The organism is Desulfurivibrio nitratireducens (assembly GCF_044068515.1).
GTDB lineage: Bacteria > Desulfobacterota > Desulfobulbia > Desulfobulbales > Desulfurivibrionaceae > Desulfurivibrio.
This window is the reverse complement of record NZ_JBIPKI010000026.1, coordinates 1-24132: the sequence shown is the minus strand read 5'-3', so window position 1 is coordinate 24132 and position 24132 is coordinate 1. Positions and strand designations below refer to the sequence as shown.

The 24132-nt window shown below is 64.1% G+C and carries 21 protein-coding genes and 1 pseudogene; 15 read left to right on the top strand and 7 right to left on the bottom strand.

All coding sequences use genetic code 11. From position 1 onward, the window contains the following. Positions 1-8 precede the first annotated feature (8 nt). The 5 genes from ACHHTY_RS07880 to ACHHTY_RS07860 form a co-directional block, all read right to left on the bottom strand. A complete protein-coding gene (locus ACHHTY_RS07880) occupies positions 9-1508 on the bottom strand; it encodes a 4Fe-4S dicluster domain-containing protein (protein WP_395493567.1) in 1500 nt (499 codons plus the stop codon). Continuing rightward, positions 1508-1993, bottom strand: a complete 486-nt coding sequence (locus ACHHTY_RS07875) for a hydrogenase maturation protease (RefSeq protein ID WP_395493566.1) — start codon at positions 1991-1993, stop codon at positions 1508-1510. The genes ACHHTY_RS07880 and ACHHTY_RS07875 overlap by 1 nt, the downstream gene beginning before the upstream one ends. A 312-nt stretch (positions 1994-2305) precedes the next feature. After that, on the bottom strand, positions 2306-3340 hold the full coding sequence (mltG, locus tag ACHHTY_RS07870) for an endolytic transglycosylase MltG (protein WP_395493558.1): 1035 nt from the start codon (positions 3338-3340) through the stop codon (positions 2306-2308). A 109-nt stretch (positions 3341-3449) separates the two neighbouring features. Further along, positions 3450-5822 carry an endopeptidase La gene (gene lon, locus ACHHTY_RS07865; RefSeq protein ID WP_395493557.1) on the bottom strand — a complete coding sequence of 791 codons (2373 nt, stop codon included), beginning with the start codon at positions 5820-5822 and terminating at the stop codon, positions 3450-3452. 160 nt (positions 5823-5982) lie between these two features. After that, entirely contained in the window at positions 5983-6816 is an 834-nt protein-coding gene (locus ACHHTY_RS07860) for an ATP-grasp domain-containing protein (RefSeq protein WP_395493556.1), read from the bottom strand. 347 nt (positions 6817-7163) lie between these two features. On the opposite strand from ACHHTY_RS07860, the gene ACHHTY_RS07855 reads away from it, so the two are divergent. Beyond that, the gene (locus tag ACHHTY_RS07855) at positions 7164-8009 is read left to right on the top strand and encodes an LbetaH domain-containing protein (protein WP_395493555.1); all 846 of its coding nucleotides are present in this window, start codon (positions 7164-7166) and stop codon (positions 8007-8009) included. 128 nt (positions 8010-8137) lie between these two features. On the opposite strand, the gene ACHHTY_RS07850 is transcribed toward ACHHTY_RS07855, so the two are convergent. Next, complete coding sequence (locus ACHHTY_RS07850; protein ID WP_395493554.1) at positions 8138-8419, bottom strand: inner-membrane translocator; 282 nt, start codon at positions 8417-8419, stop codon at positions 8138-8140. A 151-nt stretch (positions 8420-8570) separates the two neighbouring features. Between ACHHTY_RS07850 and ACHHTY_RS07845 the strand changes: the two genes are divergently transcribed. Continuing rightward, positions 8571-9656, top strand: a complete 1086-nt coding sequence (locus tag ACHHTY_RS07845) for a hypothetical protein (RefSeq protein ID WP_395493553.1) — start codon at positions 8571-8573, stop codon at positions 9654-9656. 66 nt (positions 9657-9722) lie between these two features. Here the strand turns inward: ACHHTY_RS07845 and ACHHTY_RS07840 are convergent, their stop codons facing one another. After that, positions 9723-10169, bottom strand: coding sequence for a universal stress protein (locus tag ACHHTY_RS07840; RefSeq protein ID WP_395493552.1), 447 nt, complete (start codon positions 10167-10169; stop codon positions 9723-9725). A 185-nt stretch (positions 10170-10354) separates the two neighbouring features. Between ACHHTY_RS07840 and ACHHTY_RS07835 the strand changes: the two genes are divergently transcribed. From ACHHTY_RS07835 to ACHHTY_RS07775, 13 genes and pseudogenes are all read left to right on the top strand, one after another. After that, on the top strand, positions 10355-12538 hold the full coding sequence (locus ACHHTY_RS07835; protein ID WP_395493551.1) for an ATP-dependent DNA helicase: 2184 nt from the start codon (positions 10355-10357) through the stop codon (positions 12536-12538). Then, positions 12535-13551 carry a polyprenyl synthetase family protein gene (locus tag ACHHTY_RS07830; protein ID WP_395493550.1) on the top strand — a complete coding sequence of 339 codons (1017 nt, stop codon included), beginning with the start codon at positions 12535-12537 and terminating at the stop codon, positions 13549-13551. The genes ACHHTY_RS07835 and ACHHTY_RS07830 overlap by 4 nt, the downstream gene beginning before the upstream one ends. Before the next feature lies 1 nt (position 13552). Continuing rightward, positions 13553-14686, top strand: coding sequence for a divergent polysaccharide deacetylase family protein (locus tag ACHHTY_RS07825; protein ID WP_395493549.1), 1134 nt, complete (start codon positions 13553-13555; stop codon positions 14684-14686). Positions 14687-14937: 251 nt separating this feature from the next. Beyond that, on the top strand, positions 14938-15234 hold the full coding sequence (locus ACHHTY_RS07820) for an ArsR/SmtB family transcription factor (protein ID WP_395493548.1): 297 nt from the start codon (positions 14938-14940) through the stop codon (positions 15232-15234). Between the two features lie 339 nt (positions 15235-15573). Next, the gene (locus tag ACHHTY_RS07815; protein ID WP_395493547.1) at positions 15574-15894 is read left to right on the top strand and encodes a DsrE family protein; all 321 of its coding nucleotides are present in this window, start codon (positions 15574-15576) and stop codon (positions 15892-15894) included. A 114-nt stretch (positions 15895-16008) separates the two neighbouring features. Continuing rightward, entirely contained in the window at positions 16009-17214 is a 1206-nt protein-coding gene (locus ACHHTY_RS07810; RefSeq protein ID WP_395493546.1) for an NAD(P)/FAD-dependent oxidoreductase, read from the top strand. A 107-nt stretch (positions 17215-17321) separates the two neighbouring features. Beyond that, on the top strand, positions 17322-17660 hold the full coding sequence (gene tsoR / locus ACHHTY_RS07805; RefSeq protein WP_395493545.1) for an ArsR/SmtB-type metalloregulator TsoR: 339 nt from the start codon (positions 17322-17324) through the stop codon (positions 17658-17660). A gap of 55 nt (positions 17661-17715) precedes the next feature. Continuing rightward, entirely contained in the window at positions 17716-18183 is a 468-nt protein-coding gene (gene tsoA, locus ACHHTY_RS07800) for an LULAXC motif selenoprotein TsoA (RefSeq protein WP_395493565.1), read from the top strand. A gap of 108 nt (positions 18184-18291) precedes the next feature. Further along, on the top strand, positions 18292-20949 hold the full coding sequence (locus tag ACHHTY_RS07795; RefSeq protein WP_395493544.1) for an efflux RND transporter permease subunit: 2658 nt from the start codon (positions 18292-18294) through the stop codon (positions 20947-20949). Positions 20950-20979: 30 nt separating this feature from the next. After that, positions 20980-21774, top strand: coding sequence for an outer membrane lipoprotein-sorting protein (locus ACHHTY_RS07790; protein WP_395493543.1), 795 nt, complete (start codon positions 20980-20982; stop codon positions 21772-21774). A 179-nt stretch (positions 21775-21953) separates the two neighbouring features. Then, positions 21954-23231: a hypothetical protein gene (locus tag ACHHTY_RS07785; protein ID WP_395493542.1), complete on the top strand. Its 1278-nt coding sequence runs from the start codon at positions 21954-21956 to the stop codon at positions 23229-23231. A 28-nt stretch (positions 23232-23259) separates the two neighbouring features. Further along, the gene (locus ACHHTY_RS07780) at positions 23260-23478 is read left to right on the top strand and encodes a YgaP family membrane protein (protein WP_395493541.1); all 219 of its coding nucleotides are present in this window, start codon (positions 23260-23262) and stop codon (positions 23476-23478) included. A 131-nt stretch (positions 23479-23609) separates the two neighbouring features. Continuing rightward, positions 23610-24132 (top strand): annotated as a pseudogene (locus ACHHTY_RS07775) (KamA family radical SAM protein); the annotation flags it as partial.

Sequence of the window (24132 nt, the reverse complement as noted above, 5' to 3'; positions counted from 1 at the left end):
TATTATTGTCAAGAGCGATCGTTATCGTCCGGCTGCTGGCCGCCGGCCGCCGCGTTCTCCTGGCCGGGTTGGACCAGGCTGTCGGCGACCAGTTCCCACAGGTACTTGACCTCGATGCCGAGATCGTACTCGTGGTTCAACGATTTCATTATTTGATCCCGACAGTTGTGGCAGGTCGCCACCACCAGCTTGGCGCCGGTTTCCCGGATCTGGCGTGCCTTGATCCGACCGTAATAGACCCGTTCGGGAGAAAAGGGCATGGCCCAGGCCCCGCCGCCGCCGCCGCAACAGTAGTTGCTGCCGCGGTTGGGCTCCATCTCCCGGTAGTCGGGGCAGCATTGCCGGGTAATAACGCGGCCCTCCTCGTAATAACCCTTGCCGAAGGCCTTTTCCGACTTGCGCCCGTAGTTGCAGGGATCGTGGTAGGTCACCGGGTGCGGGTGCCTGGTGTTGTCGAGCTTGATCCGGCCGCTCTCGATATACTCCTGGAGCAGATCGAAAACCGACATGATTTTGAATTCCTTCAGGGCTTCGGGAAACCATCTGTTCAACCCGGACCGGGTTGCAAAGTAGGCATGGCCTCACTCGGGTAGTAAGAGCACCTCGCATTGCAGGCGCCGCATGTTGTCGACGATGCGGCCCACCACGGTCTTCATGGCCTCGTCGTCGCCGGAGAATAGCCCCCAGTTGACCCCTTCCCAGTTTTCCGAGGATATGGTCCAGGACTCGCCGGCGGCGTGGAAAATCCGCCACCAGTACTTCATATCGTCCGGTTCCCCGAAGGGTTCCTTGGAGTTGACGGTGATCATCAGCCGGGCCCCCACCACGTCGACGGGGGTTTTGAAGCCGGTCAGCCCTTCCTCAACCAGCTCCTCGCCCAGGTCCTCACAGAGCATCAGAAAATCATCCTTGGGGATGCCGAGGTTGTTGCCCCGCTCCAGGCACATCGCCACCCCTTTATGGATCGGGCCGGGCACCAGATCGCGCTCCCGCAGCCCCCGCAGCCGCCGCATCAGGGCCAAGAGCTGCACCCCGGCCGGACAGACATTTTCGCATTTGCCGCACATCGTGCATTTCCAGGGCCAGTTGCTGTCGACCAGCTCCTTTTCCAGGCCCAGAACGGCCATCCGCACGATTTTGCGGGGATCAAGGCCGTCAACCCCGGCAATGGGGCAGGCGCTGGCACAGGTGCCGCAGGTCAGGCAGACATCGGCCATTTTGGCATCGCTGTAAATGGTGTGGACGGGAATACCGAGCTCCAGCGGCTCGACCTGCTGCCGGAGTTCTTCATACTGGCGGAAGGTTTCCCGGGCCACGTTGCTCGAGGGCTTGAAGTAGGGCCGGCGGCCGAACTTGGCGCAGACCGCCTGATAGTCCTCCATTTTCATCATATACTTGCGCCCGGGGCCTTCCTTGGCCCGCAGGGTGCCTGATTTGATCCAGTTTCTGATGGTGTTGCGGTGAACACCAAACTCCTCTGCCATTTCGCTGACGCTGAATTCGTACATCATCGGGGGTCACCTCTTAACTGGGTTGATAGAATGCTCATAATCAGCTCACATGCCCGGGGAACGGCGGCAGCCATTGAGGGCGAGAGTCCCGGTTCAATTTCGGCCGGAATATATTCGGCTTGGGCGGCAACAATCGTCACTTCGATACCGGTATGCTGCTCCAGTTCATGCAGCAGGTTGACAGTGGGAAACTGGTGCAGGGAAAAATCGTGAATTTTTTGGGCGGGAATGGCGGAGGAATCAATCAGAAAAACTTCCCCGGGCTGCCGGTCCGCGAAATCGACGGCATCGAGGATAATGATATGGCGCGGCCGGCCCTCTTCGCACAACAGGTAGTCAAAAAGATACTCCCGGATGCCGGTCATAGCGTCGACGGCCTCGGCCTCAGGAGGCAGAACGGAACTGGCCGTCAAGGCCTCAACTACCGTAGGGCCAAAGCCGTCATCCCCCATCAGGAGATTGCCGCACCCGAAGATTACCACCTTAGACAAGTCAGGCCTCATTGTGCAAAAGTTGCAAACACTCCACCCGTAGGATCACCTTAATACCACATTGCAAACAATTTCAAGCAAAATTTTGAAGGAAGATTCATTTCGTGCCGCTGGAGGGCGGAAGAGGGCCCGGGGGCAAAAACAGTGCCAGGGAGGTTAATGGCGGCCGTTGATTTTTGCAGCATCGTGGTTTCTCACCCGGGGCGCCAAACGAAGAATTACAGCACAATGACGAGTTTGGCCCAACTCCGCGAGGAGCGGCAAGGGACAATGCTCAGGGGAAGCCATCAACCACCCGGGGCACTAGCGCTGGTAGCGCTGCACGGCCCGGTTGTGGTCGCGGAGGTTGGTGGAAAACTGGTGGGACCCGTCGTTGCGGGAGACGAAATAGAGGTAATCGGTCTGCTCCGGGCGCAGGACGGCGGCGATGGCCGCCCGGCCGGGATTGGCGATGGGGCCGGGGGGCAGCCCGAAGATCACGTAGGTATTGTAGGGGGTGGGAGTGCGCAGATCTTCCCGGGTCAGACGCCGGTCAAAGCTTTGCCGTCCGTAAATCACGGTGGGATCGGTCTGGAGGCGCATCCCCCGCTCGAGACGGTTGAAAAAGACTCCGGCGATCAGGGCCCGTTCGCCGGGCAAGCCGGTTTCCTTTTCGACAATGGAAGCCAGGGTCATGATTTCCAGCGGGTCGAGGCCGGTGTCGTTGCCCAGTTCCGCCAGCAATTCGCTTAAAACCCGGCGGGCCCGCTCCACCAGCACCCGGGTGATCTCTTCCATGCGCTGACCCCTAGTGAAATAATAGGTGTCGGGAAAGAGCCAGCCTTCCAGGGTCGGAGCTTCCAGCCCGAAATGGGCGGGGGTCGGCGGGGCGGTGGCCATGGCGATGAAAGCGGAAGCCTCCAGCAACTGCTGGCCGGCCAGGATTTCGGCCACCTGGTAGAGATTGGCCCCCTCCGGAATCGTGACCTGGCGGCGAAAAGTGCGCCCGGCGGCCAGCAGCTCCAGGATGGCCCGGGGACTGGCCCCGGCCGGAATCGCGTACTCGCCGGCCCGGAGCTGGGAGCGCTGGCCCGAGAGCACCGCCAGCCAGCCAAAGCGGCGGTCCGGGCGCAGCACCCCGGCCTCGGCCAGCTGGCCTTCAATGGCGGCAAAGGATGAACCCGGCGGGATGTAAACCAGGGTTTCGGTCCGGGCCGGGCCGGCACCGGCCGCGTAGGACCAAAACCAGAGGGCCCCGAGCCCGGCCAGCACCAGCAGCAGGACGGCCAGACGCCCCAGCGTCAACCACGGCCGGCCGGATGCGGGTTCATTATTATGGTTGGGTTCAAGCTCCATCATGCTCGCAAGTCAGCAGGCCGAGGACAGCTAAAAACCAGCCCCGGCAGCTGCGCTCCGCTGGCTGCCGAGGTCGGACTCCGCCTGCTGTTCTCCGCCGGTCGGCTTTGGTCTAGCGGAAAACCATTTTAAGGATCTGGTCCATGCTTTTGACCGGCACGAAGGTGATCTTGCTGCGCAGATCCTTGGGAATTTCCTCCAGGTCCTTCTTGTTGTGCTCGGGGATGATCACCGTGGTGATCCCGGCCCGCAAAGCGGCCAGGGCCTTTTCCTTGAGGCCGCCGATGGGCAGCACCCGGCCCCGCAGGGTGATCTCGCCGGTCATGGCCACGTCGGCCCGCACCGTTTTGCGGCTCAGGGCCGAGTAAAGGGCGGTGGCCATGGTCACCCCGGCCGAGGGCCCGTCCTTGGGAATGGCCCCGGCCGGAACATGGACATGAATGTCGAGAGTGTCGAAAAAATTTTCCTTGAGCTTGAGTTCCTTGAGCCGGGAGCGGCAGAAGCTCAGGGCCGCCTGGGCCGATTCCTTCATGACCTCGCCCAATTGACCGGTCAGGGTCAGGTTGCCCCGGCCCTTCATCAGCGAAACCTCGACATAGAGGATTTCGCCGCCCACCTCGGTCCAGGCCAGGCCGGTGGCCATCCCGGGCTGGTCGATCAGTTCGCTTTCAGCCTCGGGCAGGTAGCGGGGCGGGCCCAGGTAGCCCTGCAGGGTGCGATTGCTCACCACGTAAGGCCCCCGGCCTCCTTCGGCGATCTTGCGGGCCACCTTGCGGCAGAGCGCGCCGATCTCCCGCTCGAGGTTCCGTAAGCCCGCCTCGCGGGTATAATGGGTGATCAGCCGGAGCAGGGCCTCGTCGGCGAAGTTGATCTGGCTAATTTTGAGCCCGTTTTCCTTGATCTGCCGGGGCAGCAGGTAGCGCTTGGCGATCTCGAGCTTTTCCTCCTGGGTATAGCCGGCCAGGCGGATGACCTCCATCCGGTCGAGCAGCGGCGGCGGAATGGTGTCGGTCATGTTGGCGGTGGTGATGAACATGACCTTGGAAAGGTCCATCGGCATATTGAGGTAATGATCCGAAAATTCGTTGTTCTGAGCCGGATCGAGCACCTCGAGGAGCGCCGAGGAGGGATCGCCCCGGTAATCGGTGCCCACCTTGTCGATTTCATCCATCATGAAGACCGGATTGTTGGTCCCCACGTTCTTGAGGCCCTGGATGATCCGGCCCGGCATGGCCCCGATATAAGTGCGGCGATGGCCCCGGATTTCGGCCTCGTCCCGCATGCCGCCCAGGGAAAGGCGGTAAAACTTGCGGCCCAGGGCCCGGGCGATGGACTGGCCCAGGGAGGTTTTGCCCACCCCGGGGGGGCCGACGAAGCAGAGGATCGGCCCCTTGCTGGTCTTGTTGAGCTTGCGGACCGCCAGGTACTCGAGGATCCGCTCCTTGACCTTTTCCAGGCCGTAATGATCGGCGTCGAGAACCTCCCGGGCCAGCTTGAGGTCGAGGCGATCCTTGCTGGACTTGCGCCAGGGCACATCGAGCAGCCAGTCGAGATAGGTGCGGATAATGGCGGCCTCGGAAGCGTCGGGGTGCATCATCTCCAGGCGCTTGAGCTGTTTGAGGCCCTCCTTTTTGACCTCCGGGGGCAGCCGCCCTTTGCTGAGCCTTTCCCGCATCTCGTCCAGCTCCTGGGAGCGCTCGTCGATGTCGCCCAGTTCCTTTTTCAGGGCCTGAAGCTGTTCGCGGAGGAAATATTCCCGCTGGCTGCGGCCCATCTCCTCCTTGGCCTCGGACTGAATCCGGGCCTGGACGGTGGAAACCTCCACCTCTTTCTGGAGGAATTCGGCCACTTTGCGCAAGCGGGCCACCGGATCGAGAATTTCCAGGACCGATTGCGATTCCGCCACCTTGAGCTGGAGGTTGGAGACCACCAGATCGGCCAGCCGGCCCGGCTCCTCGACGTTGTTGAGAATGACCATCAGGTCCGAGGACATAATGCCCTTAAGCGCCAGGATTTTTTCGGTCTGTTCGCGGACATTGCGCATCAGGGCCTCGATTTCCACCCCGATCTCGGGGCTTTCCTCGTCGTGGAGGACCTCGATGTCAGCCAGCAGGAAGGGTTCCTCCTGGACAAAGCCGGTGATCCGGGCCTTGTTGACCGCCTGGACCAGGACCTTGAGGCGGCCGTCGGGCAGTTTCAGGGTCCGCATCACCATGCAGACCATGCCGGTGTGATAAATATCCTTGATCCCCGGTTCATCGGTGGCTGCGTCCTTCTGGGCCACCAGCATGATCAGCTTGTCCCGGCTCATGGCCTCGTTGACCGCCCCCACCGACGAGGGCCGGCCGACAAAAAGCGGCAGGATCATGTAGTTGAAAACCACCACGTCCCGGACCGCCATCACCGGCAACTGGGCGGGAATGTCGCGCTCGCTGACCTCGCTGGCGCCGGTGAGTTCAGGGTCGATGCTGTCTTCGATATGCACGCAATATCCTCCTTGGATAACGGATTGCCAAAAAATAAACGGCTGCAAGACTGTTGAAGCTAAGCACTCCCCGCGGTTAAGTCAAGGCGGACCCGCGCACCTTTAGGGGGCGACAACTCCCCGACCCGCCGCCCCTGCTCTCCGGCCGGCGCCGCCCCGGTCAACAGCCCCGCAGCCACTGCTCCACCGCTTTTTGCAGCCGGGCGCGGTAGGCTGCCCCGCCGCCGAGCCCGCCCCGGCCGAAGGTGTAATTTATTTCGAGAAAGAGGGGTTCGCCGCCGGCCGCCGGGAAGACCAGATCAAAGCCGGCCAGGTTGATCCCGGTGCGCCGGCAGAAATTTCTCACCAGCTCCCGCCCCCGGCCCTGCTCGACCGGGTCGGCCCGGTGATCGACCCGGCCGCCCCGGGCCAGGTTGTGGTGAAAGGCGCCGGGATTGACCCGCCAGTAACTGAATATCCGATCACCGATCACCGTCACCCGGAGATCCCGCTCCAGGCCGGGGATGAACTCCTGGACGACAAAGCCCGTTTCCCCCTGCCATTCCCGGCGCTCCAGGCGAGCCAGGACCGGGGCCAGCTCCTCCCGGTCGCGGACCAGCCAGGTCCCGCGCCCCTCGCCCCCATGCCTGGCCTTGACCACCAGGGGAAAAGGCGGCATCTCGAAGTTGAGCCCCATTTCCGGGTGCTCGCCGACCATGGTTTCCACCCGGGGGAAAATCAGGGTCCGGGGATGGGGGACGCCATGGTGCCAGAAAAGCAGGGTCGCGCCGGTCTTGCCCTCCCAGGCGAAACGGCAGTCATAATTGGGAAAAACCGCCGGACAGCAACGGCGGCAGAGCAGATAGAGCTCCCGCTCGACGGTCTGGGGCAGAATTACCGCCCGGGCCCGACTCAGCAGTTCGAGCAGTTGCTGTGCCCGAACATTGCGGTCCCAGATAAAATGATCGGCGGGGATTTCCGGATGGAAGGAAATCACCGGCCCGGCTGATTTCATGTCCTGATTACCTCCCCATGGCCGGCGCCCCGGCCTCGGTGCGGTCCAGGGCGCCGGCTGCTTGGCCGCCTGGCCTAAGTTTTTCCGATCCGCTCCGGCGGCGGCGAACCAAGGCTCTTAAATGGAGCCCGTCGAAGCCTCTGCGACCGGGAACCCCAGCTGATTTGCCACGGCCTGGAGCCGGGCGCAGCAGGGGCCGTACTCCAACCCGGGTGCTTAATCTACTTGCAAAATCGCCCCGGGCAAACCATATATAAACGATTGCCAACTACCTCAACCGCCACGGGGACTGCCCGGGGCCGGTTAACAAATCACACCGGCCCGACAGGGCCACCAGGCAAAAACTCATGCCCCAGCTTGCCAATCTCAGCGCGGCCGCTTTTTTCGCCGATGACCCCGGGCCGGCCCCGGAACTCTTTCCGGCCGGCGCCCCGGTCTGGGAGGGCCTGCGCCGGCTCAAGGCTTTTTTCGCCGACCGGGCCTACCCCGCCTGGACCGAAGCTCTGGCGCCCGGCCCGCTGACCCAAACCCTGGTCCTCCACCGCCCTCCCAACCCCGCGGATGGCCCTGACCCCGAGGTGGTCCTGATCCCCGGTGATCAGTGTACCATTGCCTATGACGGGGTCGTCAAGGGTGGCCTGACCGTGAGCCGGAATGGGGAAATCCTGGCCGGGGCCAGCGTGCTGATGGCCGGGGCCGTGCTGATGGGGCGCCGCTTCGACCTGGGCCGCGGGGTGCTGGTGGAAGCGGGAGCCTTTCTCAAGGAACCCCTGGTCATCGGCGATCAGAGCGAAATTCGCCATGGCGCCTATCTCCGCGGCCACTGCCTGATCGGCCGTCGTTGCGTGGTGGGCCATGTGACCGAAGTCAAGCATTCGATCTTTTTTGATGACGCCAAGGCCGGCCACTTCGCCTATCTGGGCGACAGCATCCTGGGGCCGGGGGTCAACCTGGGCGCCGGCACCAAGCTGGCCAATCTCCGTTTCGCCGGCGGCCAGATCCAGATCCGCCATCCGGGGGGCAGCAGCGACAGCGGCCTGAAAAAACTGGGGGCCATCCTGGGAGCCCGCTGCCAGACCGGCTGCAACGCGGTCACCAATCCCGGCACCCTGCTGGGCCGGGGCTGTATCGTCCTGCCCAACACCACCGCCCCGTCGGGCTATCATCCGGCCAATACGGTGATCAGGGGGTAAAAAGGCGCGGCGGGATCGGTCCGGCCGGGGCAAGAAGGTGAGAACGGGCCGCCGCCCCGAGGATGTTTGGCCGGAGGATGTGGCGGCACGGGAACACGACGCCCCGCCGCTTTGCAGGAGCCGGCCGGCTAAACCGCGACGTTGTAGTAGTGGTGGAGGGCGAACAGGAACTCGTAACCCAGGCCGATAAGCAGGAAAATCCGAACGATGGCAAGCCAGGGCGGACCCTGACCGGCAACCTTCCGGACCACCAGCACCACCAGGTAGGTCAGGGCGGCCAGCAAAGGCAGGGACTGGAGCAGGTGGACCAGGGTGGCCAGCAGGGATTCGCCGAGCCGGCCCGGAAAGTAACGAAAAGTGGCCAGCAGGTACATAAGCCCCAGCAGGCCAAGAATTATCTTAGTACGCATCTTTTACCAGGCTCAAAGTTCAGGACCCAAGAGCCCGGGTTTTTCCCCGGACCCGGTGCCGCAAACCCTGAGCCGCGACCTTGGCTGACAAGTTAGTCTTGAACCTAATTGTTGAGTGCCAGGACATCGATAACAAAAAAAGGTTTAGCATATGAGACGTTTTTCCGCTCTTTATTTTCCCGACACCCTGCCGCCTCCCGCCGCTTTTCCCGGCCCGGCCGCCCTTTTTGCCCCGCTGGACTGCTACCGCTGTCTGCCGGAGGAGGGTCCGCCGCCCTCACCCTGGGCGGAACTGGCAGACGCCGGCCTGCTGCAGTTTCACGCCCCCCTCGAAACCGGGCCGGACCACGGCCGCCTGCAGGCCCTGCTCCGGGAGATCGAGGGACAACGAGGTGAGGCGGCCCTGCTCTTCGTCCAGAACCTGATTGCCCGCTCCAGCGCCAAGCAGGAAGAGACGGCCCCGGAACTGGTGGGCCCCCTGCTGGGCCTGAAGGAAGATGCGGCCGCCGCCCGGGAGCGGGAAAGCCTCTGGCAGGCTTTGCTCCTGCTCAAACTGGCTGAAACTCTGGAACGTGGGGAAATCGAACTGGAGGCGGAACTGGCCAAAATCGAAACCGGCCGGGCCACCCTGTTGCGCAAGCTGCAGGGGGAAAAACCGGAGGAGGAAGACGCGACCCCGGCCGCGCCGGCAAAAGTCGGGCCAAACGAACTCCCGGTCCGCCCCTGGCGCAACTCCGCCCGGCTGCTCCGGGCCTGGAGCCACCTCTTTCTCCGCGACCGGAGCGGGGCCGATCTTTTGCTCAGCGCCGATCCCGAAGCCTGGAACATTCTGCTGGAAAGGGCCGCCGCCGATAACCGGCCGGCCGTGGCGCTGGCTTGCCTCAAGCTTCCCCACCCCCCAACCTTGCCGGGCGGCGGGCTTGGCTTGGCCTCCGAGCAAGCCGGGACTCCGGCGGTCCGGCTGCCGGCCGCCCTGCAACAGCAACTGCTCCAAGCCCTCGAGCAAGCAGCCCGCACGGGCGCAACCGAGCCGGTCGCCGCCGCCGGTATGGCCTGGAACCAGGCCGTCGCCAGCCAGGGGGCCGCCGCCTACGTCCTGGATATCATGCTGCTGCCGCAAACCCCGCTGGCGGAACTGGTCGCCCGCTGCTGCCCCCAGGCCGCGCCGGCAACCAAGACGGCAAAAGGCCGCGGGGCCAATCCCCACGGCCTCATCGCTCTTTATCGCCCCTGCTGAAACGCCCAGCCGCCCCCGGCTTTACCCTACCCGGACCCGGGCCGGCCGGCGGCGACCCGCGGGCCCCTACTTGTAGGGGTTGATGGTCAGGACCGGACAGGGCGCCGTCTTGACCACCTTTTCGGCGACACTGCCGAACAGAACCCGCTCCATGCCCTTGTAGCCGTGGGTCCCGATGACGATCAGGTCAATCCCGGTGTCGGCGGCATGGTCGACAATGCTTTCGGCCACATCGCCGGCCAGAACCCGGGTCTGGACCGGGGTCTCGGGCTCCAGGCACTCCTTGACGAAGCTTTGCATTTTATCTTCGGCGTTGAGAACCATCTCCTCCTCGAGCTGGGAAATGGGCACGTGGGGAACAAAAAAACCGGAATAGTCATCGAAGCTCTGCACCACGAAAACCACCGAAAGTTGAGCCCCGAAACTCTTGGCCAGGCCGCCGGCGGAACGGAGAACCTTGCAGGAGTTGCGGGAGAAATCCACCGGTACCAGAATTTTACGAATATCACTCATTGATCAGCCTCCCCGAAAATATGTTATAAGAGTAACCGTTCACCTCAACCGATAATCTTTTGCCGCCCCTTAACGCTGGCCGGACCCCCGGCTGGCGGCAAGCACCCCGGCGGATCCCGCGGCCATACCGGGTTCCCTACCGCAAAATACGGGGCCGTTCAACGTTAACTTGCACAACAGCCGCCATGACGAAACCCAGCAGCCGGGAAAATTACGCTCCCGGGCCCTCTGAAAACAGGCTACCAGCGGCCGAAGATCCTTGTCAAGCAACATGCTCGGCCCTGGTTGCCGCCTGCGAAGAAGTTTTCGCCCCCGACGGGATTCTGGCCCGCAACCTCCCCGGCTACGAAGCCCGGGAGGGCCAGGTCGCCATGGCTCGGGCCGTCGCCGCCACCCTGGCCGGGGAAGAACCGGAGCAGCCGGCCGGGAACCGTTGGCCCGACACCGGCGACCCTTTTGAACCCCAGGCCGGCGGGCGCCTGTTGCTGGTGGAGGCCGGCACCGGCACCGGCAAAACCCTGGCCTACCTGGTGCCGGCGGTTCTCTCGGGCCGCAAGGTGGTGATCTCCACCAACACCATCAACCTCCAGGAACAGATCCTGGCCAAGGAGATCCCCTTTATCCGCCGCTACCTGGCCCCGGGCCTGAAGGCCCTTTGCGTCAAGGGACGGCAGAACTATCTTTGCCTTTATCGCTGGCACCAGCTCCAGGTCAACCCCCAGGGCCGCCTTTTCGGCTCGTGGCCCGGGGCGGAGGGGGAACAGGCCCTGGCCGACCTGACCGCCTGGCTGGAGAGAACCGCCACCGGCGACCGGGCCGAGCTGCCCGGCTTGAGCGATGATGCGCCGCTCTGGGCGGGGATCAGCGCCGCCGCCGGCCAGTGCCTGGGGTCCTCCTGTCCCCACGGCAGCGAATGCTTCATCACCCGCCTGCGCCAGCGGGCGGCCCGGGCCCAGTTATTGATCGTCAATCATCACCTGTTCTTTTCCGACCTGGCGGTGCGCCGTTTCGGCCACGCCGAGGTTCTGCCCCGCTATGAGGCGGTGGTCTTCGACGAGGCCCATCACCTGGAAAGCATCGCCACCCGCCATTTCGGCCTCAGCCTCAGCCATTACCAGATTATCGACCTGGTCCGCGACCTGGAACGGATGGCGGAAGAGCGACTGCGGGAGAGCGACCGGGCCGGGCTCCTCCAGACCGCCCGGGCCCTGGCCGTCGAGGCCGATCTGCTGCTCGCCTTTTTTCCCCGCGACCGGGGCCGCTTCCCCTTGCGGCCCCTGATCAGCGGGCATCCCGGCTGGCCGGCGGTCCAACAAGCCCTGGAGGATGCCGGCAACGCCGTGATCCGGCGCCTGGAGGAACTGCTCAAGGCCGAAGAAATCTGGGGCCCGCTGCTCCGCCGCTGCCAGGACCTGCTCGCCACCTTCCGGGCCATCACCAACCCTCCGCCGGCGGGAACCACGGCACCGGCAACACCCGAGCCGGAAACGGCCGGAACCCAGGCTCCGCCGGCGGCCGACGCCGCCGTCTACTGGTTCGAACGGCGGGAAAAAACCGTGCAACTGGCCGTTTCCCCCATTGACGTGGCCCGCCACCTGGAGGAACACCTCTACCGCCAGGTCAAGGCGGCGGTCCTGACCTCGGCTACCCTCCGCACCGGCCAGGACTTCCGCTACGTCAAGGCCAGCCTCGGCCTGCCCGGGGACTGTCCGGACCTGGCCCTGGCCACCCCCTTCGATTACCCGGGCCGGACCCTGCTCTATGTGCCCGGCCCGGATTTCCCCGCCCCCAACGAGGCGTCCTACCCGGCCGCCGCCCGCCAGGCCATGCGGGAAATCGTCGGCCACTCCCGGGGCCGGGCCCTGCTGCTCTTCACCAGCATCAGCGCCATGCGCCAGGCCGCCGGCGAACTGGCCGCCGTCCTGCCCTACCCGATTCTGGTCCAGGGAGAGGCGCCGCGCTCCCTGCTGCTGGAGGAGTTTCAGCGCCGGACCCGCTCCGTTCTGCTGGCGGTGGCCAGTTTCTGGGAAGGAGTCGACGTGCCGGGCGAATCCCTGAGCTGCGTTATTATCGATAAACTGCCCTTTGAGGTTCCCAGCGATCCTGTTATGATGGCCCGGGTCGACAAAATCCGGACCGAGGGCGGCAACCCGTTCTTCGATTTCCAGGTGCCCCGGGCCGTCCTGATGCTGCGGCAGGGCGTCGGCCGACTGTTGCGCTCCACCACCGACCGGGGAGTGCTGGCCATTCTCGACATCCGCTTGTTCAGCAAGGGTTATGGCCGCATCTTCCGCCACAGCCTGCCCCCCAGCCCTTTGGTCCGGGAATTGGCCGAGGTGCAAAAATTCTTCAGCCGGGAGGATCAATGAACCCCGAGGAATTGAAAAGGAGCCTGGCCGCCGCGGCTGCCCGGCTCGACCAGGTCATGCGGGAGGATCTGGCCCCTTTGGCCAATCGCAAGCTGGCGGCGGTCCTGGAGCATGCCCTCTTTGCCGGCGGCAAGCGCATTCGGCCCCTGCTGACCATCCAGGCCGCCCGCCTGGTAAGGGCCGCAACGGACAAGGAAACGCCGCCCGCCCCCCCCGCTGAGAGCGGGGACCTGGACCGGCTGGCCATTTCCTTTGAGTATCTCCATGCCGCCAGCCTGCTCCATGATGACGTGATCGACCTGGCCGAGCAACGGCGGGGCCGGCCCACCGTCAACCTCCGCTGGGACGACGGCACCGCCATCCTGGCCGGAGATTTTCTCCACGCCCGGGCCATGCTGCTGGCCGGTTTGGCCGGCGGGGTGGCGTGCCTGGGCCTGATCGGCAGCGCCACCCAGGCCATGGTGGCGGCGGAATTTCTCCAGCAGGAAGCGGCCAGCAGCCGCGACTGGCGCCAGGAAACCTATTTCGCGGTGCTGGAGGGCAAAACCGCCGCCCTGATCGCCGCCGCCTGCGAATCCGGAGCGACCGCCGCCGGCGGCGACCCCGCCCAATGCAAGGCCGTCCGGACCTACGGGGCCAACCTGGGCCTGGCCTTCCAGATTATCGACGATCTGCTGGACTACCTGGGGGATCCCGCCGCCACCGGCAAGGCCACCGGCAACGACCTCCAGGAAGGCAAAATGACCCTGCCCCTGCTCCTGGCCCGGCAAGGGGCCACGGCGGCCCAGAAAGAGGAGCTGGAACGGATCCTGCTGGCCGATCCGGCCTCCCGGCGCAACCGGTTCGACCGGGTACGGGACCTGCTGGAGCAAACCGGGGCCTTTGCCGCCTGCCGAACCAGGGCCGAGAAACTGATCGCCGCCGGCACCGCGGCCCTGGAGATCTTCCCCGCCACCGCCGACCGGAATTTGCTGACCGCCCTGGGCCAGTATGTCCTGAGCAGGAAAAAGTAAAATGGCCGCCAACCCCGGTAAAAAAAGTGCGCCCAGGGCCGGGATCAAACCCCGCCGGCCTGCTCCGGCTTCCGCCCGCCGGAGCAGCCGTCGCAGGCGTAAAGCCGGCGGCCTGGTGCCCTGGCGGCTGCTGCTGCTGGCCCTGCTGCTCCTGGTCAGTCTCGGCTCATTAGCCTACCTGGTCTTTCTCCACCAGCCCCCCGACCGACTCAGCGGCGAGCTGTTGCCGGCCCCGCCGGTCAGCCGGCCGCTTTCCGCCGCTCCCGTTGTTAGCGACGGCCCGGCCGGCCCCGGCAGCGCCCAGCAAACGGCGGATCTTCCGGCCGATCCGCCGGGCGGCCATATCCTGGCCGAACCCGCGCCGCCCCCGGAGGTACTTCCGACCGCAAGTCCTCCCGCCGAACCTCCCACCGAGACGGTTCCCCTGGCCGCCCCCAGCCTATCACCTCTCCCCGCCACCGCAGATCTGCCCCAGGTGGCCCTGATCATCGACGACATGGGCTACCGCCCCGCCACTGAACGCCAGCTGCTGGCCCTTGATCTTAAACTGACTTTTTCCTTTATCCCGTTTACTCCTCACAAAGAGGAAATGCTCAATCTTGCCCGGCAACATAGCCGGGAAATCCTCCTGCATTTGCCCCTGGAGGCGGAAAACGAGAAGTGGAACGACATTGCCGGCCTGCTGCGCACCACCATGGAGCAGGCTGAAATCCGGGCCGGTTTCCGCGCCGCCCTGGATGAGGTGCCCACCGCCGTCGGGGTCAACAACCACCTGGGCTCCCGTTTCACCGCCGATCCGGAGGCCATGAACCGGCTGCTGGCCGCGCTGGCCGAGACTGAACTTTTTTTTCTCGACAGCCGCACCACCGGGGCCAGCGTCGCCACCGCGGCCGCCGCCCGTCACGGGGTTCCCTTTCTGCGCCGGGATCTTTTCCTCGACAACGAACGGGACGAAACCAAAATTGCGGCCCAGTTGGAGAAACTCATCGCCATCGCCAGCGAGCGCGGCTGGGCGGTGGGCATCGCCCACCCCTACCCGGTCACCCTCAGGGTGCTACAGCAAGAGGGGCCGGCACTGCAAAAGCGGGTCCGGCTGGTGAGCCTGCGCGAGCTGCTCGATCACCCCCTTCCCTGACCCTTAGTCCCCGACTCCGCCCCACCCGGCTCGACGGCAGAACCTGCCGGTTTCCGTACTTTTTGCTTTACTTTAGGGCCCAGCCCAGCTATTAAATTAACATCTTAATTTTGGCCGGCTCAGCCCGGGCCCTTTTGCCGGCAAGTGAACTCCGGGGAACCAGGCCGACCATTTTTATCCCGGCGCCCGCTCAAGCCAGGGCGAGCGGGAGTATGGACGCAGATGCAGGATTTTGCCGGAGCCAATCCCCCATGAACGATAAAAACATCATCGAGATGGCCAGAATGCTCAAGACCATGGCCCATCCCATCCGGCTGAAAATTCTCTGCCTGCTCCAGGACGGGGAAATGACCGTGGGTGAAATTCACCGCCAAGTCCAGACCACCAACGCCAACGTCTCCCAGCATCTCAATATTCTCCGCAACCAGGGCATCATCGACTACCGCAAGGACGCCAACTTCATCCGCAACCAGATCAGCGAAGGCCGGGTGGTGGAACTGATCAAGACCATGCATGAACTTTTCTGCAGCGACGAACCAGAGCCATAGCCCCCGGGCCGGTAACCTTGGCCGGGTCCGGCCCGCTCCAGCAACCATCGGGTCGCCTGCCGGCGGCCTCATTTCTGCCGGTAAATTAAATATTCCCCGGTCGGCGAGGCTGATTGCGCCTCGCGGCCCGATTTTTTTCTTGACACCCCTCCTAATATAAACATATATTTATACACTGATCAAAGGGTCCGCGCCAGGGAGAGTTCCCCCTTAAGCCCCGCCATCAACGGTGAGCTTTCGCGCCGGTATGGCGCCGGGCCAGGGCGCCAGGGTTCGGCCCGGTATCCGACCTGATCACCGGCAGAGAACAGAGCAAAACCTTAACCCGGGAGGTACACCATGAGTTGGCTGTTCATTGTGGCGTCCAACGACGCCGAAACCATTTTCAACGCGGCCCGGCTGGCCAATGTCAGCCTGAAAAAGGGCAGGAACGTCAACATGTTCATGCTGGGCAAAGGAGTCGAATACGAGCGGGTCGGCGGCGGGGAGTTCGACGTGGCCGGCCAGTTGGCGGAATTCGACCGCCTGGGCGGCAATTTCCTGGTCTGAGGCACCTGCGTTAAATCCCGTGGTCTTACGGGATCAGCCTCATGTCCCCTGGGCATGATGACCGACCTTTATGATATGATCGAGGAAAGCGAGCGGGTTTTCACCTTTTAGCCATCCAACCGGCCGGCGGCGCAACCGCCTTGCGGGCGGCCTCGGTAACGGCAATCCTTGGCGGCCGGGCCGGCGAATCTGCTCCGCCGACCCACCCGCATTTGTGGAGTAAACATGAGCAACGGCAAAAAAATCCTGGTGCTGGGCGGCTCCTTCGGCGGGCTGACCGCCGCCATGGAAATTAAGCGGCGGCTCGGCAACAAGGCCGAAGTCACGTTGCTCAGCAAGGACGATAATTTTGTCTTTTTGCCCTCCCTGCCCTGGGTGGTTACCGGCCACCGGGCGGGCGCGAGGCTTTCCCTGCCCCTGAGCAGAATACTGCCGCCCCGGCGGATCGAGTTTATCCCCGCCTCGGTCAAGGGAGTTGATGCATCGGCCCAGCAGGTGCAAACCGACCGGGGATCACACGATTACGATTACCTGGTGATCGCCACCGGGCCGCACCTGGCCTGTGAGGAAATCAGGGGCCTTGGACCTGAGCAGGGTTTCACCCATTGCGTTTTTTCCCTGCCACACGCCAGCCTGGCCAAGGAAGCCTGGGAACAGTTGCTGGCCGATCCCGGCCCGGTGGTGCTGGGCTCCACCCAGTTCGCCAGTTGTTTCGGCCCTTACTACGAACTCGCCTTTGCATTGGATTACGAGTTGCGCCGCCGCAAGCTGCGCCACAAGGTGCCCATGGTCTACCTCAGCTCCGAACCCTATCCGGGCCACATGGGCATCGACGGGCTGGGGCGCTCCCGTCGCTTCATCGAGGATGAGTTAGCCGAGCGCGATATCAAAACGGTGGTCAACCAGTCGGTGGCCGGCATCGAGGCCGACGCCATCCACCTTGCGGACGGTTCTTCCCTGCCCTTCAAGCTGGCCATGCTGGCCCCTCCGTTCAAGGGGGTGGCGGGGGTTGCGGAACTGGGCAACCCCCGGGGATTCATCCCGGTGGATCGGTACTACCGCCATCCGCGACACCCCAATATTTACACCGTGGGAGTAGCGGCGGCCCTGGCCCCCAGGGAACCGACCCCGGTGCCCACCGGGGTGCCTAAAACCGGTTACATGACGGTGCAGATGGCCAAAATAGCGGCGGCTCATCTCGCCGCCGAGATCGACAACCACCCTCCCCCGGTCGGCATGGAAATCGACGAACTGGCCGTGATCTGCATGCTGGACATGGGCAACACCGCCACCCTGATGCTGGCCGATCCGGTCCTGCCGCCCCGGCAGAGAACGATCCTCCGCAAGGGTCGCTGGGTGCGCTGGGCCAAGGCGGGCCTGGAGCGTTATTTCCTCTGGAAGATGCGGCACGGCTGGAGCAACCTGCCCTGACGGCTAAACGGCCGGCAGCACCGCGTCCTGGCCCGAGCAAAAACGCCTTGCAAGCGCGGCCCCCCGACCGTTTAGCGGTACCAACTTTTTTTAACGTGATGGTATTGATGGTGAAGAGCGGAGATCCCGGAGTTGCCAACGCGACCGGCCCCCTGCTGCAAGACCTGGCGGTTTTGCTCAAGGGGCTGGCCGACGAGAACCGCTTGCGCCTGCTGCTGGCCCTGGTCGACGGCGAAAAAACCGTTTCCCGGCTGGTTGGTGATCTGGAACTTTCCCAGCCCCTGGTCTCCCATCACCTCAAGGAGTTGCGCCGGGCCCTGCTGATCCGGATGGAACGGCGGGGGCCCTTCGTTTTCTGCCGGCTCGCCGATCCACGCATCAGCATCCTGCTGGAGGATTTGCGCAAGCTGACCAGCGACCTGCTGGCTCGCCGCAACCAAGGCTGAGCCTGGCGTCATTGTTAAAGCAGAGGATCAAATGACTGATGGCACCGAAATAAAAATGGCGGAACTGGCAGCGTTGCTGGCCGGACTGGAACCTGAGGCCGCCCTGGACCGACTCTTGCCCCTGGCCCGCGATCTGCTGGCCCACCTGGACGAAGAGCAGCGCCGAACCTGGTTCACCAGGCTGCTGGAAGGCGGCCAGGAGGACAAACTGGCCGGGCTGGTCAATCTCTGACTGGCCCGCTGCCTGGACGAAGGTGTCGATCCAACCAACATGTGTCAAAGCCTGGTCCACAAGGTGGCCCGCTCCAAGCAACTGCAGGAGGTGGTCGAAGCCGGCATCCTGGACCTTTTTGAAAGCTGGCTCGAGGAGTTGGAGGAAGAAGCCGCCGCCTACCTGAGAAAAGATCCCAGCGCCGACCAGAACCAGCTGGCCGCCGCCCTGGGTCTGTCGGCCAGCGGCGCCGCTTTTCTGCTGGCCAAGCGGCAGGGCCGCCCCTCCCCGGAGCAGCCGGAGTCTTCCTGATTTTTTTGCCCTGGACCCCTTGTAAATTCCGCTCTCATCCGCCATAAGTAGTGGTTGGGCGCCGGCGAGGGCGGGCGCTGAATAATGACCTTGCACCCAGGATCCCACATGTCCGGACATCAATGGCTTGTTCCCGCCTTCAAATACCCCCGTTTGACCATCGCTTTGCTGGTCGCCCTGGCTTTGGCCCTGGGGACCATGCTGCCCCGGGTCACGGTGGACACCAACCCGGAGAACATGCTGGCCGCCGATGAACCGGTCCGGCTTTTTCATAACCAGGTCAAGCGGGAGTTTGCCCTCCATGACGTGGTGGTGGTGGGCGTGGTCAACGAAGAGCATCCCGACGGGGTCTTCAACCCGGCAACCTTGAACCGGGTGCTGGAGCTTTCCCGCTTCGCCCAGCAGTTGAGCGACCCCGCCGACCCCGAGCGCCGGGTGATCAAGCGCTATGTCATTGCGCCCGATGTGGTCGATTCCATCGAACAGGACGGCCCGGGCCAGATCCGCTTCGAATGGTTGATGCCGGAAGCCCCCACCAGCCGGGAGGAGGCCCTGGCCGTCCGGGACCGGGCCCTGGCCAATCCCCTGCTCAGGGGCACCATGGTTTCGGAGGACGGCCGGGCCCTGGCCATCTATCTTCCCCTCAGTACCAAGGAATACGCCTACCCGGTGCGCCGCGCCCTGCTGGAGCGGATCGAGGAATTCGGCCCGGGGGCCGACCGCTTTCACATCACCGGGCTGCCGGTGGCCGAAGATACCTTCGGAGTGGAGATGTTCATCCAGATGGCGATTTCCGCCCCCTTGGCGATGCTGGCCATCTTCCTGCTGATGCTCCTGTTTTTCCGCCAGGTCAAAATGGTCATAGCCCCGATGATCGTGGCCATGCTCACGGTGATCGCCACCATGGGACTGCTGATCGGCACCGGCCAGACCGTCCACATCATGAGTTCGATGATCCCGATCTTTTTGATGCCCATCGCGGTGGTGGACAGCATCCATATCCTCTCGGCCTTTTTCGACAAGTACCAGGAAAGCCGCGACCGGCGCAAAACCCTGCAGGAGGTGATGGACAAGCTCTTCACCCCGATGCTCTATACCTCGATTACCTCGGCGGCCGGCTTCGCCTCCCTGGCCCTGACTCCGATTCCGCCGGTGCGGGTCTTCGGCATTTTTGTGGCCCTGGGGATCCTGCTGGCCTGGTTGGTGACCATCCTGTTGATTCCCGCCTACATCATGCTCCTCAAGGAGGAAAAACTGGCCAATTTCGGGATGAAAGCGGCCTCCGGCCGGGGCGGTAAGCCGGCCCGGGAGCCCCTGCTGGTCCGCCACCTTGGCTGGCTGGGGAACTTTACCTTTCAGCACGCCAAGCTGATCGCCGCCGCCACCGTGGTCGCCCTGGTCGTGGCGGGCTGGGGGATCAGCCGGATCGAGGTCAACGACAACCCGATGAAGTGGTTCACCGAGAAGCATCCCATCCGCGAGGCCGACCGGGTCCTCAACCGCCATTTTGCCGGGACCTATGAAGCCTACCTGGTCCTCGAGGGCACCGGGGCGGAACTCACCCCCGCCGCGGCCGCCGAACTGCTGGCCGGAGAGTTGAAGACGGAATTCGCCGATCCCGAGCGGATGCCCTGCGATGCCGCCATCGAGCCGGAGGAGCTGCTGGCCGAACAGGCCGGCGAAGAACTCCGGCGGGTGGCTTTCACCGCCGCCGGGCTGGGCGATTTTTTCCGCGAGCTGGAAATCCTCTGGGATGACCACCGGTTCGCCGCCGCCGACGATCTCGGCTACGACTTCTGGTCCACCGCCCTGGACCGGCTGGCCGAAATGCAGGGCCGGGATGAAATTTTCAAACAGCCGGCCCTGCTGGCCTGGCTCATCGAGCTGGAGGAATACCTGGAGCAGGCCGGCACCGTGGGCAAAAGCAACTCCCTCACCGCCCTGGTCCGCAAGGTCTACCAGGAACTGCTGGGCGGGGAGCCGGAGGATTACCGGCTGCCCGCCACCAGCGCCGGGGTGGCCCAGACCCTGATGGCCTTTCAGAACAGCCACAGACCCGACGACCTCTGGCACCTGGTCACCCCCGATTTCCGCAAGGCCAATCTCTGGCTGCAGCTCAAGGACGGCGACAACAAGGTAATGGAGGCGACGGTGGCCGACTTCGAGCGCTTCCTGGCCGCCTCGCCGCCGCCCCTGCCCCTGGAACACCACTGGGCCGGCCTGACCTACATCAACGTGATCTGGCAGGAAAAAATGGTTAAGGGGATGCTCTGGGCCTTTTTGGGCAGTTTCGTGGTGGTCTACCTGATGATGACCCTGCTTTTCCGCTCGCCGCTCTGGGGACTGCTGGCCATGATCCCGATGACCGTCACCGTCGCCTTTATTTACGGCTTGATCGGCATCGTCGGCAAGGATTACGATATGCCGGTGGCGGTGCTTTCCTCCCTGACCCTGGGTCTGGCGGTGGATTTCGCCATCCATTTTCTCCAGCGCTCGCGGATGGCCTATCAAAGGGCCGGCTCCTGGCTGGCGGCCCGGAAAGAAATTTTCGCCGAACCCTCAAGGGCGATTACCCGCAACGTCATCGTGGTGGCGGTGGGCTTCATGCCCTTGCTGGCCGCCCCGCTGATGCCCTACAAGACGGTGGGGTTTTTCCTGGCCGCGATCATGGCCGCCTCGGGCCTGGCCACGATGTTCATGCTGCCGGCGGCGATCCGCCTGCTGGAGCCTTATTTGTTCAAGAAAGCAGCAACGCCGGGAGCTTAATCCAAGCGCCGCTCCGGCAAGGAGGTTATCATGCTTAGATCGTTTTGGACCTGTTTTATCTGGCTCGCGGTTTGCGGCCTGCTCAGCCCAGCTCCGGCGGCGGCTCTGCCGGTGGCGGAGATCGTCGAGCGGGCCAACCTGGCTTCTTACTACGCCGGCGATGACGGCCGGGCGGAAGTGCGGATGACCATCACCGACGCCCAGGGCCGCGAGCGCGAGCGCCAGTTCGTGATCCTGCGCCGCAACCTCGAAGCCGGAGGCCGCCAGCTTTACTACGTCTATTTCGAACGGCCGGTGGATGTGCGGCGGATGGTCTTCATGGTCCACAAGTTCCTGGACCGCGACGACGACCGCTGGCTCTTTCTGCCCGATCTCGACCTGGTCCGGCGGATCGCCGCCTCCGACAAGCGCAGCAGCTTCGCCGGCTCCCACTTCCTCTACGAGGATGTTTCCGGCCGGGCCCCCACCGAGGACCACCACCAGCTGGCCGAGGAAACCGAGGATCATTATGTCCTCGAGGTAACCCCCCGGGATCCGGCCACGGTGGAGTTCTCCCGCTACCGGGTCTGGATCGCCAAGGAGCACTTCCTGCCGGTCAAGGCCGAATATTTTGATCGGAGCGGGGAAAAATACCGGCTGGTGGAGGCCCTGGAGGTGGGAGAAGTGGAAGGTTTTCCCACCGTGCTGAAATCGCGGGTGCGCGATCTGGCCGGCGGGGGCGAAACCCTGATGGAGTTCAGCCAGGTCCGTTATAATATCGGCCTGGACGAAGCCCTGTTCAGCGAGCGCTACCTGCGGCGGCCACCCCGGGAGGTAAGGCGTTGAGCACGCGCTGAAGCGGGCAACCGGCCGCATTTTGCCCCGGGCGGCCCCACTTGGGCCGGCGGACCCGGCGACGCCGGTCCGCTTGGCGCAACCTGGGGCACTGCTGCCCCCTTACCGGTTGTTCGCCCAGTGATAAGCGCAGGCGACTTTTTTCAGCCATTATTGTGGTGAATTATTCTATGCTCCGCTTTCTTTCGCTTTTTGCCGCGACTTTGTTGGCCCTGGCTGCCCCTGCTCTCGCCGGGGTCGGAGAGGCGCAGGATTATCTTTTTGAGCGCTTTGCCGTGGAAGCCCACGGCTTTGTCGAGGGGCGCGGCGGTCTGCGCCTGGACCGGGACCAGGCCCAGCGCGACGCCACCATCGGGGAGGCGCGGCTGCAACTGGACCTGAGCCGCTTTCTCGGTGACGGCGAGTTGCGGCTCAAGACCGACCTGCTGGCCGACGGGGTGGCCGAGAAACTGGACCTCGAACTGCGCGAGGCCAACTACCAGTTTTCCCCCCACCCCGATCTCGATATCCGCCTGGGCCGCCAGGTCCTGACCTGGGGCACCGGCGACCTGCTCTTCATCAACGATGTCTTCGCCAAGGATTGGGAGTCGTTTTTCATCGGCCGCGACGACGAATACCTCAAGCTGGGCAGCGATGCCGTCCGGCTGGGAATTTTCCGCGGGGCGGCGGCCCTCGACCTGGTTTACGTGCCCCTGGTCACCCATTCCTCCTATATCGACGGCTCCCGGCTCTCCTACTGGAATCCCGCCCTGGGCCGGATCGCCGGCCGCGACGCCATCATGCCCGACCAGCGCCGCAACCGGATTTTCCGCGACAGCGAATATGCCCTGCGCCTGAGCAGCAACCTCGCCGGCACCGAATACGCCCTCTACGGCTACTACGGCTTCTGGAGCACCCCCGAGGGCCTGGATCCGGCCACCGGGGAGCTGGTCTATCCCCGCCTGGGAGTCTACGGGGCCAGTGTCCGCCGGCCCCTGCTGGGGGGCATCAGCAACCTGGAGGTGGGCTATTACGACTCTCGCGATGATCGTTCCGGCCGCAACCCCCTGGTCCGCAACAGCGAATGGCGCCTGCTGGTCGGCCATGAGCGGGAACTGCGGCGCGATTTGACCGCCGGCCTCCAGTACTACCTGGAACGCAAGCTCGATTACGGCAACTACCTGGCCGCCCTGGCCCCGGGAACCCCGGCGGCCGACAAGCATCGCCACCTCCTGACCCTGCGCCTGACCCGGCTATTGCTCCAGCAGAACCTGCGGCTCTCCCTTTTCGTTTACTGGTCGCCTTCCGACCGGGACGCCCATTTCCGGCCCCAGGCCCATTACAAGATCAGCGACCAACTGGCCGTCGAGGCCGGGGCCAATCTTTTCAGCGGCCGCCATGACCATACCTTCTGGGGCCAGTTTGCCGACAACAGCAACGTCTATCTCGGTCTGCGCCGAACTTTTTAATTTTCCCGCAAAACAAGGAGTAATTGAAATGGTCATCAACGACTGGATTCACGTCGTCGCCGGCACCTTCATCCTGGCCGGCCTGGCCCTGGGTACCTGGGTTCATCCCTACTGGTATTTTCTCCCCGCCTTCGTCGGGGCCAACCTCTTCCAGTACGGCTTCAGCAAGTTCTGTCCCCTGGGGATCATCCTCAAAAAACTGGGGGTTCCGGCGGAGCGCCGGTCCGAGCAGTCCTGTTGCCGCTGACCGCCTGAGCCCCCAAATCAGTTCCGAAGTATCCGGGGCTAAGCTTTCAGCGGGGTGCAAGTTTGCCCCGACTCCGGCGCCGGGGCGCGCCCCCCTTGACCTGCCGGGGCTTAACGGGTAGTTTAAACGTTATGGATGCCGCTATTTTCACCCCCAAGTACCTGCGCAAGACCAACCCCTATTTCTTCGCCGTAATCCGCGAAGCCCAGGATCTCGAGGAGGCCCGGAGCCGGCTGCTGCAACTGGCCGACCGGATGGAGCTGGGGGCCGGCAGCGGCGGCGACGACATCGATGCCGGGGTCCACAACCGGATCCGCGACTGCGCGGCGGTGTTGCGCTCGCTGATCAAGGTCGCCTCGGAAGAAGCGGCCGGCTTCAGCGTCACCCAGGCCCTCTGGGATATCGCCCGCCACCAACCCCGGCCGGAATTGACCCCCGCCTTTTACGCCGAAATCTTTTATCTCTTCAAGGGTTTGCAGGGGCAGGGGCCGCGCCGGGCCCTGGATTCCATTCACCTGGCCGCCATCGAGGCCAGCGGCCGGGCCGCCGCCCGGGAACGTTCCCGCCAGCTCGACGACCTCTGGAGCGAGGTGGATCGCTACATGGAATCCTACCCCTTCGGGTTGGACGAAGAAGCGGTCGGCCGGCGCCGGC